Below are 17533 nucleotides of genomic sequence, written 5' to 3' on the forward strand. Positions count from 1 at the left end.
CCACCCCCCACTCGACCCGTCGGGGTATTGCCGCTAGGTTAGGACCACACGCAGCCCGTTCGGGCTCATTTCTTCTGGGGGACAACATGGCCAATCTCAACGTGACCTATTCCGACATGACGGATGCCGCTGGTCGCTTGACCTCGGGCAAGGACGACGTCATCACCAAGCTCGGCGAGCTGCAGACGCTGGTGAACAACCTGGTCGGCTCCGGCTTCGTGACCGACTCCGCATCCGGCGCCTTCCAGGCCGCCTATGACGCTTTCACCCAGGGCACGACCCTCGCGGTCAACGGCCTTGATGGCATGAGCCAGTTCCTCTCCGCCGCTGCCGACGCACTCAGCAACGCGGACACCGAGCTCGGCAACGCTATCCGCGGCTAAGCATCCGTCGCAGTACAGGTTTGAAGCCCGCGAGCACCGGGGCGAACGGATGAGCCGTCCAACCGAGTGGTACGCCCTGGGCTTGAACGGCGACCCGATTCCGGGCGATCCGAGTGCCGTGCTGACCGCTGCTGGGGAGTAAACGAGCGTCGCCGAGGCCATCACGCGGGCCGCGGCAAACCTGCGTGCGTTGTCCGGGTGTGAGGGCTTGGTCAGCGAGGCTGTGTCGCCCAACACCCCCATTTTGGGGGTGTACCATATGCCCCAGCGCGTGTCGGGGTCGAGCGACGCCGTTAAGATTGAACCTGAGACCAGCTGCGTCTTTGCGAACAAATACAAAGATGCAAGACAGAAACAGTGCAGGTCGGGGGAATAATGGGCAGGCGGCTTCCTTCTGCTCCGCCCGTCTTGTCGGGCTACACCTACGTGCGCCCTCTCGGCACCGGTGGCTTTGCCGACGTTTTTCTGTTCGAACAGAACATGCCGCGCCGTTCCGTGGCGGTCAAAGTGCTACTGCAGGACATCGTCGATGACGACGTACTGCGTTCCTTCAATGCCGAAGCGGACGTCATGGCGCGCCTCAGCTCGCATCCGTCCATTCTCACGGTCTACAACGCGAGTATCTCGGCCGATGGCCGCCCGTACCTGGTGATGGAGTTCTGCCCCGGCTCTTATTCGTCCCGGGAGCGTACCCAGCCGCTGTCCGTAGCCACCGTGCTCAATATCGCCGTGCGAATTGCCTGCGCTCTCGAGACAGCCCACCGTTCCAAGGTGCTGCACCGCGACATCAAGCCGTCCAATATTCTCACCACGACGTTCGGTGGCCCGGTGCTCGGTGACTTCGGCATCGCCGCGTCGCTGGCCGGCGGTGCCCGCGACGAGCTGTTCGCCATGTCGCTGCCGTGGAGCGCCCCGGAGGTCGTCGACGAACGCACCACGGGTACGATCGCCACCGAGGTCTGGTCGTTCGGTGCCACGATATATTCGCTTCTGGCCGAACGGGCGCCGTTCGAACTGCCGGCCGGCTCCAATGGGTCGCGGGTGCAGCTGAAACAGCGCATCGGCCGCGCCAGATACACCAGCATCGGGCGAGCGGATGTTCCCGCCTCCTTCGAAAGCGCCCTCGCCCGCATGATGGGCCGCGACCCCTCCGCCCGCCAGGCGAGCATGCTCGAGTGTGCCTACGATCTGCAGCGCGTGGAACGCGACCTCGGCTTGCCGCTCACCGCGCTGGAGGTTGCCGACGAGGCGTGGGCATCCGCTGGAGCGCCGGTGGATTTTGACAACCACGAATCGCGTGGCGCTGTCATCTCCGATGTCATCATGCCCACCCTGCGCCCCGGCCCGCGGCGCAGCGCCCGTCGCCCCGCCTCGCAGACCCGCGAGGGCACCCTGCCGGACGCGAGCGACACGGCTCGCACCCGATTCACCCCGCTCACGCTGGGCCTGCTTCTGTCGAGTGCTGTCGTCGTCGGGATCGGAGCGACAGTGGGCGTGCTCGTGATCACCGGGGTGCTCTGATGGCCGGCAAACGGGCCCGCCGCAGCCTGCCCGTGCTGTCACAGGCCCGTCTCCGCGTTATTCGCATCGCCGCGGTCGCCGCAATCGGCGCGCTGCTGGCCACCGTGGCGATCGTCGTCGATGGTTTCGACGTGAAGCAGACGCCGGTGAACGCGAGTTCGATCTGGGCTTTGCAGAGCGGCGACGGCAACCGTTACGCCCGCGTCAACACCGACCTCGGCGAACTCGATACCGTGAAAACCGTGCCGGCGCCGAGCGAACTGGTGCAAACCGATTCCACCGTGCTGCTCTACGCGCAGAACAACGAGAAGGTCGTCGACGTGAGCCTCGCGGCACCGATCGACCTCGGTGACGATGCCGGCGACTATGACAGCACCCCGGCCGGCACCCGTACCATCGTGTCGTCGGGTTCCTGGGTCGGTTATCTCACGAGCGCCGGAACGGTCTTCGCCGGAGCCGTCGGGGCCGACGAAGCACCCCGCGCCGTCAATCCTTACGCCGACGACGAGGTGGCCGAAGGCGAGACCCCGCGGGTCTACCGCTCCGACGCCATCGCGATCACACCGGACGGGGTGCTCTACAGCTACTCCAGCGAGGCCGCGAGCGTGCTGCGCTATTCCATCGTCGATGACAAGATTCGCGATAGTGACGACGTGTCCGACGGTCCGGCCGAGCCCGGAAGCCAGCTGACCGTGGTCGGCGACAGCTGGGCGCTGCTCAGCGTGGTCGGCGACGAGCTGTGGCTGGCCGGGCAGAACGCTCCGACCCCGACCAACCTGAGCGAACTGGCGGTGCTGCAACGCCCGAGCAGCACCGCCGACGACGTGCTTATCGCCGACCAGACCGGCCTGGTCTCCTTCGCGCTCGCCGACGGGGCCCGCACCGAACTGGTGGGCGATTCCGAGGCCGTGCTCGGTGCCCCCGCCGCGCCGACCCCTTTTAAAGGAGAACGCTACGCCGCCTGGCTGCCCGCCTCCGGTGCCGGCGGCACCTTGTTCAGTGAGGGCGACGGCGAATCCACCCTCAGCTACGGCGCGGCACCGCCTACCGGAGACGCCGCCCCCGCGTTCCGCGCCAACGAATCGCTCATGATTCTCAACGACACCCGGAGCGGATGGGTGTGGACCGTTCCAGACGGTGCCCTGGTCGCCAGTTCCCAGGACTGGACCCTCGCAGCCGCCGAAGAACGCCAGCGCCAGGACGACGTGGAGGAAGCCTCAGAGGTCGTTGAACCCAAAGCCCCCATTGCCGTGCCCGATGCCTTCGGTGTGCGCATCGACCAGCTGGTCACGCTGCCGGTACTGCTCAACGACCATGACGCCAACGACGATGTACTGAGCGTCGTCCCCGCGTCGGTCACCGGCCTCGACCCCGATTTCGGCATCGTCACCGTCACCGATCAGAACCAGGCTCTCGCCGTGCAGGTGGCTCCCGGCGCTCGCGGCTCCGCCACGTTCAACTACGCCATCACCGACGGATCGCGCGCCGACGGCCTCGACTCCGCGTCGACCATGGTCACCCTCACCGTGCACGGCGACGAGATCAATTCGGCCCCGGTCTGGTGCGGCACCGACGGCTGCCTGCAGGACTGGCCGAGCCCCGAGGTGCAGCCCGGTGGCACCGTGACCGTGCCGTTGCTGCCCGGCTGGGTCGATCCCGACGGCGACCCGATCTTCGTCGCATCCGCTGTGAACACCACCGCCAACGGATCGGTCAGCGTGACCCCGGCCGGCGTGCTCGTCTACAAGCACCCGAACGCGGCCGAACAGGCCGCCCAGTCGGCCACGATTCTGGTGCGCGTCTCCGACATCCATGGCGCTTCGACCGAGAAGGTGCTCACTATCGTGGTCACGCCGACGCCACGGCTCACCGTTGAACCGTTCGCACTGCTCGCTTCGGTGAACGAGCGCCTCACGGTGAACCCGGCCGAGTACATTTCGGGCGCCGCCGGGCTCTACCGCATCACATCGGCGACGACACCCTCGAGCGCCGAGGGATCGACCGTGAGCATCACGGCGAACGGTACTGCCTTCGACTTTTCCGCGACAGTCGTGGGCAACTACACCGTCAGTCTCACCATCGCCGACGACGTGAGCGAGGTCGTCACGCTCGCGCGCATTTCGGTGGTGTCAGCGGATGCCCAGCCACTCACGACCTCCCCGGTAACTGTTTTCGTGCGGCCCAAGGCCGACACCAGCGTTGACGTTTTCACCGCCGTCTCCAATCCGGCTGGCCGAGTGCTTCTGCTCGGCGAGGCCATTCCCGAAACCGTCTTCGGGGCCTCGCTCAGCGTCGATGTCGTCGGGCAGAACATTTTGCGCGTACGCGGTTCGACCGCCGACGAACGACCGGGCAAGCTCGGCACCGTGCGCTACACGGTGTCGGACGGCACCGACAACCCGCTCTATACCGTGCGCGGTGAGGCCACCGTCTACCTGCTTCCGGCATCCGTTCCGCAGACGCCGATCGCCATGAACGACAGCGTCTCGGTGCGCGTTGGCGCACAGATCGACATTCCGGTGCTCGCCAACGATGTGGCCCCCGACGGCAACATCGTGATGCTCAACGCCGAATCGGTGCAGAATCGCAGTGACCGCGGCCTCGCCTTCGCGGCCGGTGCCGAGCTGCGCTACCTCGCCCCCGACGAACCGGGCAATTACGAGCTGGCTTACAGCGTGTACACCGCAGGCTCACCCGAACTCATCGACTCGGCCGTGGTCTCGGTCGAGGTGCTCGCCGACGGCGAGAACACGGCGCCCCAGCCGCACACCCTCTACGGTCGGGTGCTATCGGGCGAGACCATCGAGATTCCCTTTGACAGCTTCGGTACCGACCCCGACGGTGACACCGTCGTGCTCGACCGGGTGCTCACCCAGCCGGCCCGCGGAACGGCCTCGCTCAACGCCACCGGCGATGCCGTCGTCTATTCCAGCCCCCGCGACTATCACGGCGCCATCGAATTTCAGTACCGCGTACGCGACACCGCCGGAACCACCGGCGTCGCACTCGTGCGCATCGGCGTGCTCGACCAGCGCTCCAATCCGAGCCCGATCACCTTCAGCGACTACGTCGAGGTGCAGGCCGGGCCCGACAACCAGGTCGTCGTTTTCCCCGCCGCCAACGACATCGAACCCGGCGGCGGCAGCCTCACCCTCAGCCAGGTCACACCCGACGCCGCGGCCGGAACCGCTGAGTACGACGCGCTGGCCGGGCGCATCGACTCCGTCACCAACGAGCGCGTGGTGTTCACGGCCGGTGACGAGCCTAGCCTGCTCACCTTCGTCTACTCGGTGACCAACGCCAACGACGACGTCGGCCAGGGACTCATCGTGGTCAAGGTGGTGCGCACCTCGGTTCCCGACTACCCGGTCGTGATCGATACCACCCTGACCCTCGACGAACGAGACGGGTTCCCCAGAGGCATCGACGTGGTGACCGACAAGGTGTCGTGGAACTCCGGAGATGTCGGGGGTCTCACCCTGACCCTGTGGGGAAACCACCCCGGCCTCGACGTGTCGGGCTGGAAGATTCGTGGCGACGTCCCCGACGAGGGACTACTCGCCCCGTTCGCCCTGACCGGCCCGAATTTTCAGGGCATCGAGGTGACCACCTACGGGTTCCTGCGCATTCCAGCGAAGGATGCCATCATCATCGCGCTCAAAAAGGGCAACGTCGACCAAAACGTGCGGGAAGACGCCTCGGTCAGCTTTGACCTGAAGAGCCTCGTCTCGATTCCCGCCGGGACCACGCTGGAACTGCAGCGCACGGGCATCCGTTCGTCGGGGGAGCGAGGCAAGGCGACCTGCACCTTCGACTCCGGCACGACGGTCACCTACACGGCCGGTTCCGATGCGCCCTGGACCGACTCCTGCACGGTGCCGGCCCGCATCGACGGGCAAGAGGATTACACGCAGCTGGTCGTGCCCATCGTGGTCGAGCCGCTCGACCCCCAGCCGGAACTGCGCCCGGCCGCGCTGACCGAGAGCCCGGGAGCCGACGCCGTACGCTACGACCTCAGCCACATGGTTGAGTGGCAGGGCAAAGGCGACGTTCCCGCCCTGACCTTTGAGATCGAGTTCTCGTCCGATCAGTTCACCGTCACGCAGGACCGCTCGATTCTCACGATCGGTGTCGCCGACAACGCCGTGGCCGGCCGTGAGGCTGCTGTCACGGTGAGCCTGTCGAGTCACCGCGAGGCGATTCCGGCGGTGCTCTCGCTCAAGGTGGGCCCGGCTCCGAGCGAACTGCCCAAGGGCGGCACCGTAGCAACGACCTGCACCCAGTCGTCGGGATCGAGCTGCTCGATTGCGGTCGTCGGCACTCCCGGCGAGGTCAACCTGTACCGCGGAACACCGCTCGCATTGGTCTCGGTCACCGCCCCGAGCACCTGCGTTGGAGTGTCGTTCTCGGTCGAGAATTCCAAGAATGTTCGGGCCACCTGGTCGGGCGACACCGCCGGCGGTGTCTGCGAGGCAAGTTTTGTGGTGCGCGACGCGCAGGGCAAGCTCAGCGCCGGCACCCGCAACGGGTCGATCACGGTGGACCTGCAGGGCTATCCGAAAGCGCCGAACGCCGTGGCACAGATCGCCTACGGCGACCGGTCGGTGACTCTCTCGGTGAGCCCCGGCGGCGCTAACGCGGCCTACCCGTCCCTCGAAGGCTTCAACCTGTACCGCAATGGCGCTTCGGTGGCGAACTGCGACGCGTTGGGCGACTGCGGCGTGATTCGAACCGCCGAGAACGGTGACAAGGCGCTCTACGAGGCCAAAGCCGTCAACGCGGTTGGTGAATCGCGGAGTGCGGTCAGCGTGACGGCCTGGTCGTACGACACTCCCGGCATGGGCACACTCACTGTGGAGCCGGTCTTCGACGAACGGACGACGACGGCGCAGGGCGTTGTGACGGTGACGATCGAGAACGACGACCCGTCAACCAACCGTTACAGCGTCAACGGTACCGAAGAACCCGTCGCCGTCCCCGGCGTGGGCACGACAGAATTCAGCCGCACACTGCCCGTTGGTGAGCAGACGATCACTGTCACCCCGCTCAGCAAGGATGACCAGCCAGCGGGCAGCGGGCCCACGAACCTGTCGGTCAACCAGACGGTGACAGTGGCGGGAAGTCCCTCGATCACGGCGGGCACTCTGACCTCCGAGAACACCTCGATCACGGTGTCGGGAACCGAGCCAAACAAGAACTTCAGCGCTGAGCCCGAACATATTCTGTATGTGGCATCGACCACGCCGGATCCCGTTTGCACGTTCACTCGGGCGGCAATAACTTCGGCCGGCAACCGCACCTCGCCGGACTCCACGATCGATGGCCTCACCAAGCACACCAAGTACTATGTCGCGGTCTGCTATTCCAACGGATATGGCGAGGCGGCCGGCAGCGCGGGCTCCATCACCACCTGGGTGCAGCCTTCCGCCCCGGGCGACGGCTCATACACCTACGGCATGGCAACACCGGCCAGCGGACAGTACCTGCTCACGACGCCCACCTCGTCGGCCACAGTGCCCGCCGACTTCGTGGCCGACTGGGAGCACTACAGCGTTGCAACCGGCTCGTCTGTATTCGGCGCCGATCCCGGCATCAGGGTGAGGTACTGCGCCGAGGACACCGAAGATGCGCTGTGCAGCGACTGGTCGGCGGTGACAGCAGCGGATGCCGACCGCGCCTGGCAGGTCGAGTACAGAGTGACCGGACTCACCACTGACCTGTGTCGGATCAACGACACGCTGGGAGTCGCCGTCGTAGCGACCGCCGGGCTCGCCGCGGCGACGGTCACCGGTGCCGACTACTACTACCCCGATTCCCAAGGTGCGTCGGCGTGGCACCGAGTCGAGGGCAGCACTGTTCCCGGCAATGCAACTTCGGTCAGGAACGTGACCTGGAAGCTCGTCTGGTCGGGCGAGAGCACGTCCGGACTCGACGACACGACCGGACCACCCGTTACCACTGAGACCGGCTGCGCCTAGCCAGAGCCAGCACCCCTTCTTGCACGCATCGCCCCACTGAAAGAGCCACACACATGACAATCACCACGGAGCAGTCAGACTGGTTTTCCGCGACCTTCACGATGATGGTCGACAACGTCGAGCAGGTCGTTCTCGGCAAGCGCCACGTGATCGAACTCGCCTTCACCGCGATGGTCAGCGAGGGCCACCTGCTGCTCGAGGACTACCCGGGTACCGGCAAGACCTCGCTCGCCCGTGCCATGTCGCAGACCGTGCAGGGAGTCTCCACCCGCATCCAGTTCACTCCGGACCTGCTGCCCGGCGACGTCACCGGCATCACGGTCTATGACCAGAAGACCGGCGAGTTCGAGTTTCACAGCGGACCGATCTTCGCCAACGTCGTACTCGCCGACGAGATCAACCGTGCCAGCCCCAAGACCCAGTCTGCGCTGCTCGAAGCGATGGAGGAGGGCAACGTCACCATCGACGGCGTCACCCGCTCCACCGGGGTGCCGTTCCTGGTGATCGCCACTCAGAACCCGATCGAGCAGGCCGGCACCTACCGGCTGCCCGAAGCGCAGCTCGACCGCTTCATGATGAAGGCGTCGCTCGGCTACCCCGACCTCGCCTCGACCATTCGCATTCTCGAAGGCACCGCCGACGTGCGCCACGAACTCGCCCCGGTGATCACCCCGCAGGCGCTCGTCAGCATGAGCGACATCTCCCGCGGAGTGTTCGTGAACCCCCTGGTCTACGACTACATCGGCCGGCTGGTCGAGGCCACCCGGGATGCCCGCCAGGTGCGCATGGGCGTCAGCGTGCGTGGCGCCCGCGCCCTCACCAAGGCCGCCAAGACCTGGGCCGTCGCCCACGGCCGCACCTTCGTCACCCCCGACGACGTCAAGGCCCTCGCCGACCAAGTGCTGGCACACCGCTGCGTGCTCGACCCGGAGGCCGAGTTCGACGGCGTCACCGCGAGCGCCGTCATCGGCCAGATTCTGCTCGACGTCGTGCCTCCCAGTCGGAGCGATTTGGCGTGAGTTTCCACACCGAATCGCGGCGCTCCCAGACCTCAAATCTGGCGCGAACCAGCACGCAGACCAGGTCTGCAACGCACACCCGGTACAGCACCACGCGCACGAACCAGTCAACAACGTTGACCCTCGTGGGCGCCGTCGTGCTCTGGATGCGAGTTTCGCGAATTGTGCGAAACGGTGCGCGGGCATCCGTCGAATGGGTGGGCGAAACGGTCAATCCGGCCGGCTGGGTCGTCGTCGCCACGGCGATCGTGCTGCTGCCGCTCGGCCTCGTTTTCGGCTGGACCGAACTGATCGTCACCGGCTGTGTGGCGGTCGCCCTCATTCTCATCTCCCTGCCCTTTCTGGCCGGCGGCCGCGCCTACAGCGTCGAGTTCGTGCTGCCGGTCGACCGGGTGGTGGCTGGCTCCGAGGTGCTCGGTACCCTCACCGTCACCAACGTGTCCAAACGGCTCGAGCTGCCGGGTCGCGTCGACGTTCCCATTGGCAAGGGCCTGGCGGATGTCTATGTGCCGCTCCTCCGCAGCGGCCAGGTTCACGAAGAGCACGTTCGCGTGCCCGCCTATCGTCGCGGTGTGATCGACGTAGGCCCGGTCACGACCGTGCGCAGCGACCCGCTCGGTGTGCTCGGCCGTGAAGTGGCCTGGGCCGACGTCAACCGCCTCTTCGTGCATCCGGTGACCGTGTCGATTCCGAGCACGAGTGCCGGGTTCGTGCGCGACCTCGAGGGCAACCCCACGAGTGACATCGTCGACTCCGACATCTCCTTTCACGCCATTCGCGAGTACGCGCCGGGTGACGGGCAGCGGCACATTCACTGGAAGTCCACCGCGAAGACCGGCAAGCTCATGGTGCGCCAGTTCGAAGAAAGCCGCCGCTCTCGCCTGGCCATCGTGTTGAGCCTCAACGCTGCCGAATACGCCTCTGAGGACGAGTTCGAGATGGCGGTCAGCGCCGCCGGTTCGCTCGGAGTGCGCGCCATTCGCGACGGCCGGGACCTGGCCGTCGTGGCGAGCGAGGAGATCCCCGATATCGTGCGGAAGAGCATCCGCTCGGTACGCAGCCTGAGCGTCGTGTCGACGCGCACCCTGCTCGACGACCTCACAGCAATCGAAACCAGTCCGCACGCCATGCACGTCGAAGACGTCTGCGTGCTCGCCGCGCAGGTGGTGCCCGATATTTCCATCGCCTTCGTGGTCTGCGGCTCCGCCATGACCGCACGGCGTCTGCAGGCTCTCACCCTCAAATTTGCCGGCAACGTTCAGGTCGTCGCCGTATTGTGCAACCCCAACGAACAGCCGAGCTTTCGTGACCTGGCCGGCACCAGTGTGCTGACCATCGGTGTGCTCGACGACTTTCGATCCCTGCTGAGTCGACGAGCCGCATGAGCGCGCCCGACGTTCAGCCCATGCGACCGGCGACCGGTTCCGTGCCGACGATCCGCCCACGCCGCGGGCCGGTCCCACGCCGGCGTGCCCTGGTGATCAACGCCGTGTTCATCGTGGCGATGATGCTCGTTGCCGTGTGGGCGGCCTGGCCGATCTACCGGGACGTGAGCTACCTGATCATGGCGGCCGGAGCGATTCTCACCGGCCTGGCACTGGCCTGGCTCAGCGCCCGCCGTGGCTGGAGCTGGTTCACCGTGCTGCTGACCGTGCTGGGGGCCTATCTGCTGCTCGGCGTACCACTCGCGGTGCCGACCGCCTTCACGAGTGTGCCGAACGCGCTCGGCGGGCTGCTCGACCTGGTGACCGCGACGGTCTTCAGCTGGAAAGAACTCGTCACCATCCAACTTCCGGTCGGCTCCTATCAGTCGCTGCTCGCCCCTGCCTTTCTGCTGTTTCTCGGCGGTACCACCGTGGCACTCTCGCTGGCCTGGCGCGGCGGCCGGCTCCTGGCCCTGGCCGTGCCGCTCACCTTTGCCGTGCAACTTTTCGGCCTGGTCTTCGGGTCGAGTGCCGTGAGCGTTCCGCTGGCTCTTTTTGGTGTGAGTGTCCCAGCACCGCGGGAAAGCCTGATTGGCCTGGCCGCTCTGCTGCTGGCCTTCGGCTTTCTGGCCTGGCGCACCCACCTCGCCCGCAGCGAGGCACTCGACCTGGCTGCCCGCACCACCGGGGTACGGCGCACTCCCGGCGCCCTCGGCGGTCGCCTGCGCCGGGCCATTCTCGCCGGCGGGGTGCTCGTGCTGGCCATCGGCGTCACCCTCGGCGGGCTGTCGGCCGTTGCCGCGACGCCGACCCGTGAGGTGCTGCGGAGCAGCATCGACCCCGCCGTCGAACTGCGCGAATACGTCAGCCCGCTCAGCCAGTACCGCAGCTATTTCAGCGCCGAGCAGTACGACGCCGAACTGTTCACGGTATCCGGCCCGGCCATCGACGACGGCACCGACTCGCGGGTGCGCCTCGCTGTGCTCAGCTACTACGACGGAGAAGTCTTTCGGGTCGTCGACCCCGCCGCGGGCGAGGGCGACCAGGCCACCGCCTTCGCACGGGTGCCGCACGCGCGCGGGGCCAGCGCGGACAGCGTCACGACCCGGTTCGACATTGCCGGGTACAGCGGCGTCTGGATGCCGGGGACCGGCGCGCTGTCGAGCATCCGCTTTGCCGGTGATCGCGCTGCTGACCTGAGCGACGGCTTTTTCTACAACGCGGGGACGGCATCCGGAATTCAACTCAAAGCCCTTGAGCGCGGCGACCGCTACACGATCGTCTCCGACTCGCAAGCGGATGCGACGGACCTCGCCACTCTTGCCAGCCCGGCCGGTGACGCGATGGATGAAACGCTCATTCCGCAGAGCCTGGTCGACTGGGTCGACGCCCAGGCCGTCACACGTGATGGCACCGGCCTGGCTGAACTCGTCACCCGCCTGCGCGAGCGCGGCTACCTCAGCCACGCCCTGACCGTGCCAGCGGTGGACTCCTGGACCGCCGACCTCGGCGACTACCAGTTCTCGCCGAGCTTGTCCGGACACTCCGTCGCCCGCATCGACGCGCTCTTCACCGCGCTGCTGGAGAAGCAGAACAGCACGACCGCCACTGAGAATTCCCAGCTTGTGGCAGCGATCGGCGACGACGAACAGTTCGCCGTCGCGACCGCACTGCTCGCTCGTCACCTCGGCTTTGAGTCCCGCGTGGTGCTCGGATTCGACCTCGGTACCGGCGCTGATTCGGGCGCGCCCGGGGCCTGCCGGGGCGGAGTCTGCTCGGGCCAAAACCTCGCGGCCTGGGTCGAAGTGGCCAGCGGCGACGGAACCTGGACCACCGTGGACGCGACCCCGCAATTTCAGAACCCGCTGTCACCCATCGACGACACCAACCGCGACCCGCAGTACAACACCGAGGTCATCGCCGAAGGTGCAACCGAGCAGCGCGCGCCAGAGGCGAACCCGACCAGCGGTGAAGACCAGCAGGAGCAGGACCCGGTCACCGGCACCGACCTGGCCTGGCTGTTCGCGATCCTCAAAATCGCCGGCATCAGCCTGGCCGCGCTGCTCGCGATCAGCACCCCGTTCCTGGTCATTCTCGGTGCCAAAATCAAGCGTCGACTTGACCGGGCCCGGGCGGCCGACGTGTCGGCGCGGTTCGCCGGCGGCTGGGACGAATACATCGACGCCGCGGTCGACCGCGGTTTCACTGACCAGGGCAGCATGACCCGGGTCGAGACCGCCTCGTACTACGAATCGGCCGGCGGTGCCCAGCTGGCGACCCTCGCTGACCGGGCTGTCTTCGGGCCGGTGCCACCACGGTCCGACGAGAGCGACGCCTTCTGGGCGCTCGTCACTGCCGAGCGCGCCGGCCTCGCTGCCAGCGGAACCCGGCGGCAACGCCTGCGCGCAGCCATCTCGCTGCGCTCCTTTTCTCGACTGGCGGATGCCCGCCACCTGTTCACTTTTCGCCGACGCTCAGCTCGTTACGACGTCACCACCGTTCGCCCGAACCGGCGCGACACCAGCAGATTGGGGAAGCGACCGCCGATCAGCGGCCGCGAAGCATAAATGGATGAATCATCGGGAGCGGCGATTGCCGTAGTTGTGGTGGCCGTGCTTCTCGGCCTCGGCCTGTATGTGTTCTCGTCGATCGCCCTCGGCAAGGTCTTTCTGAAACTCGGCGAGCAGGCCTGGAAAGCCTGGGTACCGATTGTCAACACCATCACCCTGTTCGAGCTCGGCCGGTATTCGGCCCTGTGGGTGATTGGCACGTTCATTCCGGCTGCGAACCTGGTGGCCCTCGTCGTGTTCATCATGGCGGTAAACAACGTCAACCGACGCCTGGGGCACGGCGGCGGTTTCACCCTGCTCTACCTGGTCTCTTTTCCCATCTGGGCCGGCGTGCTCGGGTTCGGAAAGTCGGTCGATACCGGCTGGATGCCGGGCATGGCCGCGACCGGATACGTACCGTTCGCCCCAGTGACACCGTTGTCCATGGCGCCGGTACAGCCGGCCGCTCCCACGCCGGTTGGCCACAGCGCTGCGCCTTCGCTGCCGCCGGCCTCCATGCCGCCGGCGCCCCCTGCACCGGCCGCTCAGTTTGCCGGACCGCCGCTGCCGCCGGCCCCGCCCGCGGCGTTCTTGGGGACCGCCCCGCCGGCCCCGCCCGCACCGGCTCCGCCCGCACCAGCAGCGCCGCACGGTCTGCCGACCAGCCCGCCGCCGTTTTATGTGAGCGCCCCGCCGGCGCCGCCGGCATTCTCCGCCCCGCCTGCCCCGCCAGCACCGCCTGCCCCGCCCGCACCCCCGGTAGCCTCAGTGCCGACTGCATCCCCTGCAGCCTCCGGCCCGCCAGCGCCGCCGCTTGTTGCGGCCCCGCCCGTTGCGGCCGCCGCACCGGTCAACCCGTGGGCTCCGCCGGCGCCGGTCGTTCAGGCGAGCGCCGCGCCGGTCGCCGCTGCGGTCGCTCCGGCGGCCACTGAGCCAGTGAACGCCGAGCTCCCGATAGCCTTGCCCGGGCAGCTCGCCGCAGCCGCCGCGGATAGTGCCGCCGCCGAGATCGCCGCCGGGGTAGCCGTTGCAGCTGTCCCCGCCGCACTTCCCGCGCCCGTCGCCGCGCCAATCGCCGCTGAAATCGACGACGACGAAGACGACGACCTCGACGAAACGATGATCGTGGCACGCCGCATGAAGCCGTGGACGCTCGAAACCGAGCACGGTCTCAAAGTGTCGCTCACCAAACCAGTCGTTCTGCTTGGGCGCAACCCCGCACGTGGCGGCACACACGCCGACGCACAGTTGGTTCCGCTGCACGACCCCGGCAAGACGGTGTCGAAGACGCACGCCCGCCTGGACTTTGTCGAAGGCGCCTGGGGCATCAGCGACCTGCACTCGACCAACGGCGTCGTGCTCATCGATGGGGGCGGACTGGAGAATGAACTCGATGCGGGTGCGAGCGCGCCCCTGACCGATCGGTTCCTGCTGGGGGAGCTCGCGGCGCGCATCTACCTGGAGCCCTGAGTCATGACGCACCTCGCCGAACAGCGAGCGACCAGTGCGGGGGTGTCGCTGCAGTGCGGCTCGCGCACCGATGTCGGCCACAAACGGCACGAGAATGAAGACTCGCTGCTGGCGTCCCGACCGGTGTTCATCGTTGCAGACGGTATGGGCGGGCTGGAGGCCGGCCAACGGGCCAGCTCCGCCGTGATCGCCGAATTCCGGGGCTGCGTCGACTGCACCGATGTTGCGGCCGGAGACGTGGTGGCCGCGGTCGAGCGCGCCCACACCAGCGTGCGTGCCGTGTCGGATTCGACCGGGCGCGGCGCTGGCAGCACGCTCACCGGCCTGGTGCTCATCGACCATGAGGATGCCCCGCAATGGCTCATCGTGAACGTCGGAGACTCGCGCGTCTACCGCCTGCATGGCGGCGACTTTCAGCAGCTCACCGTCGACCATTCCCTGGCTCAGGAACTCATCGAGGAAGGGTCACTGCTCAAAGCGGATGTCGCGAGCTTCGCCCGCAAAAACGTCATCACCCGCGCGATGGGCGCAGACAACAGCAGCGCCGACTACTGGCTGCGACCGGTCGTGACCGGCGAACGATTGCTGGTGTGCTCTGATGGCCTGAGCGGCGAGCTCTCCGACGAAGCAATCAAGGCCGGTCTGACCCTCGGCGGCAGCACCCAGCAGACGGCCGACGCGCTGCTCGCCGGGGCCCTCGAGCACGGTGGCCGCGACAACGTTTCGGTGATCGTGATCGATGTCATCGCCGGCGGGATCAGTTCCTGGCACGGCGTCGCGATCGGCGACGACCACTCCGACACCATCGATACCCGCACCGAAGACACCCGGCCGGTGCACCGAGTGGCCCGCAATGCAGCCCGCTGACCCGCGGCAGCCAACCCCGGAACCGGTGGCCGACGTGCCCGAGGTCGACGACACCGACACCGATGACACCAACAGCGACGACACCATTATCGTTTCGCGCGCGATTGACGAACACACCCGCATCGTGCAACGCGGCAGTGATGAACACACCCGCCGGGTGCTGCGACGCACCCGTACGCAGGTATCAGATTCTGACGATTCGGCGCACGAGGCCGCCTCGGCTGCCGACACTGCGGCCGACCGGACTGACGACCCGACTACCGTCTCGGACGACGAGGCCACCGTGCGATCCTCCCGGGGCAGCACGGCAGCCGATACCCTTCTGAGCGGGCGGCGAGCAGCCGCTCCCGTGCACACTCCGGTTGTCGATTCCCTGCAACGCCGGTACCAGCCGCCGCAGGTGCAGAGCGGTGAGAGCGTGCGCTACGCGGCGCGGCCGACACCGACCATTATTCCGCCACCGAACCCGCTGCCCGTCGCCGACGTGCAGCCCGACCTGGCCCGTCTCCGTCTCGCCCACGCGGCCGCCGAGATTCGCGAGCGTGCCGCGATCATGAAACGTCGCCGGCGCCGAGTGACCTTGACGTTGATCATCTCGATCACCGTTCTGGTCGTTCTCGCAGCCGCCGCGTACACGGTCTTCACCATTCTCACCTGGTAATGGCGACCGCCACCCGCCACCCGCTACCCGCTACCGCCCCCTCACTTCGTACCCGTCTACCAGCACTGACCATCTAGGAGCATTCCACTCGTGACAGATTCCACCTCCCCCCTCTACCGGGAAGCCGCCGATCCGGCGACCCCGCAGGCCCGGCTCGCCGAGATCGCCGCCGCCCACCACGACCTGCACCCCGTCATCGCCGGAAACCCGTCGTGCTACCCGGCCCTGATTGAGTGGATGCTCCAGCTCGGCACGATCGCGCCCGTGATCGTGCCGCCCGCAGTGGCTCCGCCCGTTGTCGCGGCCGTGGCCGAGCCGGCGGCATCCGCTTTGGTGAATCCCTATGCGGTACCCGGCCAGGCCCAGCCGGGCCAGGCGCCCAAGCGCCCGCGCAAGAAACTGCTGATCTGGGGCTCTATCGGAGTCGTCGTGCTGTTGGTCGCCGGCGGCGGCGTCTGGGCTTACGGGGCCATCTTCTCGAAGCTGGGCGGGGCATCCTCGCCGACGGCTGCGGTCGAAAAGCTGCTCAAGGGCACCGCCGATATGGACCTGATCAGCCTGTACGGCTCGCTGTCTCCGGCTGAAATCGAATCGTTCAAGGCTCCGATCGACCAGCTCGGCACTATCGCCATGGACGACGAGAACGGCGACCCGGTCGATATGCCGGAGCTCATCAACACCGTCGTCGACAGCGTGAACATCACCCTGACCGGGCTCGAACTCGAGTCTGAAGACATCGAAGAGGGCATCGCCGTCGTCACCATCACCGCGGGTGAGATGACAATGAACGGTGATGCTGAAACGATCACCGACGCCTACCTCGAGGTCGTCGCGCCACAGCTGCGTTTGCAGCAGGAGTCGTGGGGCTACGACGACAGCGACAGCGACACCGATTCCATGATCGCCGACCTGCGCGAGTCGTCGATCGAGGAACTGAACGACATGCTGCCGTACACGCAGACCGCCGCCGACCTGGCCGACTCGCTCGGACACTACGCCACCATCGTCACCGTTCGCGAGGGTGGCTCCTGGTACGTCAGCCCGCTGCTGTCGACCGGGGAGAACATTCTGCAGAGTGGATCGAACGATTCCGCCCGAGGCAGCCTGGTCGCCGAAGGCGACGTGGCCTCGTTCGACACCGCCGACGCCGCTGCCGAAGGGTTCGCCGACGCCGTGATCGCGTTCGGCGAGAACGGCGACTACGGCGACCTCGCTGCCGTGCTGCCCGTGGCAGAACGTCGCTTTCTCAGTCTCTACGGTGACGCCCTCATGCCCACCGACGGTGACGGCGACTACGACAACCTGCAGATCACCGATTTCGCTGTGACCCCGCAGATTGAGGACAATACGGCGCGCCTCGACATCGACAGCATCGTGATCGAGGGCGACGGCTACAACTGGCCGTACCGCACCGAATTCAACGGAGTGTGCGTCACCACCGATTCGGGCTACTCGTCGTTCGACGGGTGCCTCGACGACGCGTCCTGGATGAAGGAGCTCGGCGCTGACAACTGGCGGCTTCTCTCAGTGCAGGAGAAAAACGGATGGTTCGTCAGCCCAATGCGCACCGTGGCCGACGTGACCGGCATCGCCGTGGACAACCTGGTGCGACTCAGCCAGGACGGCAAGCTCGACCGGCTCTACCAGTAAGACCCTCAAGC

The 17533-nt window shown here is 66.9% G+C and carries 10 protein-coding genes; all 10 read left to right on the top strand.

What is annotated here, in order from left to right; translation table 11 throughout:
- Positions 1 to 86: 86 nt before the first annotated feature.
- The 10 genes from QMF22_RS00690 to QMF22_RS00735 all read left to right on the top strand — a co-directional run bounded on the left by QMF22_RS00690 (position 87) and on the right by QMF22_RS00735 (position 17522).
- A complete protein-coding gene (locus QMF22_RS00690; RefSeq protein ID WP_283449278.1) occupies positions 87 to 383 on the top strand; it encodes a WXG100 family type VII secretion target in 297 nt (98 codons plus the stop codon).
- Positions 384 to 791: 408 nt separating this feature from the next.
- A complete protein-coding gene (locus tag QMF22_RS00695; RefSeq protein WP_349357060.1) occupies positions 792 to 1904 on the top strand; it encodes a serine/threonine-protein kinase in 1113 nt (370 codons plus the stop codon).
- Positions 1904 to 7882: an Ig-like domain-containing protein gene (locus QMF22_RS00700; protein ID WP_283449282.1), complete on the top strand. Its 5979-nt coding sequence runs from the start codon at positions 1904 to 1906 to the stop codon at positions 7880 to 7882. The genes QMF22_RS00695 and QMF22_RS00700 overlap by 1 nt, the downstream gene beginning before the upstream one ends.
- Positions 7883 to 7935: 53 nt before the next feature.
- Positions 7936 to 8901 (top strand): AAA family ATPase, encoded by a 966-nt coding sequence (locus QMF22_RS00705; RefSeq protein ID WP_283449284.1) that lies wholly within the window; start codon positions 7936 to 7938, stop codon positions 8899 to 8901.
- The gene (locus tag QMF22_RS00710; RefSeq protein ID WP_283449286.1) at positions 8898 to 10286 is read left to right on the top strand and encodes a DUF58 domain-containing protein; all 1389 of its coding nucleotides are present in this window, start codon (positions 8898 to 8900) and stop codon (positions 10284 to 10286) included. Before QMF22_RS00705 ends, QMF22_RS00710 begins: the two co-directional genes overlap by 4 nt.
- Positions 10283 to 12892 carry a transglutaminase domain-containing protein gene (locus QMF22_RS00715; RefSeq protein ID WP_283449288.1) on the top strand — a complete coding sequence of 870 codons (2610 nt, stop codon included), beginning with the start codon at positions 10283 to 10285 and terminating at the stop codon, positions 12890 to 12892. The genes QMF22_RS00710 and QMF22_RS00715 overlap by 4 nt, the downstream gene beginning before the upstream one ends.
- Entirely contained in the window at positions 12893 to 14344 is a 1452-nt protein-coding gene (locus QMF22_RS00720) for a DUF5684 domain-containing protein (RefSeq protein ID WP_283449290.1), read from the top strand.
- 3 nt (positions 14345 to 14347) lie between these two features.
- Positions 14348 to 15211, top strand: coding sequence for a PP2C family protein-serine/threonine phosphatase (locus QMF22_RS00725; protein WP_283449292.1), 864 nt, complete (start codon positions 14348 to 14350; stop codon positions 15209 to 15211).
- On the top strand, positions 15198 to 15872 hold the full coding sequence (locus QMF22_RS00730; RefSeq protein ID WP_283449295.1) for a hypothetical protein: 675 nt from the start codon (positions 15198 to 15200) through the stop codon (positions 15870 to 15872). The genes QMF22_RS00725 and QMF22_RS00730 overlap by 14 nt, the downstream gene beginning before the upstream one ends.
- Positions 15873 to 15962: 90 nt before the next feature.
- Complete coding sequence (locus tag QMF22_RS00735) at positions 15963 to 17522, top strand: variant leucine-rich repeat-containing protein (protein WP_283449298.1); 1560 nt, start codon at positions 15963 to 15965, stop codon at positions 17520 to 17522.
- Positions 17523 to 17533 lie beyond the last annotated feature (11 nt).

The organism is Cryobacterium sp. PH31-L1, assembly GCF_030063145.1.
In the GTDB taxonomy this organism is placed as follows: domain Bacteria; phylum Actinomycetota; class Actinomycetes; order Actinomycetales; family Microbacteriaceae; genus Cryobacterium.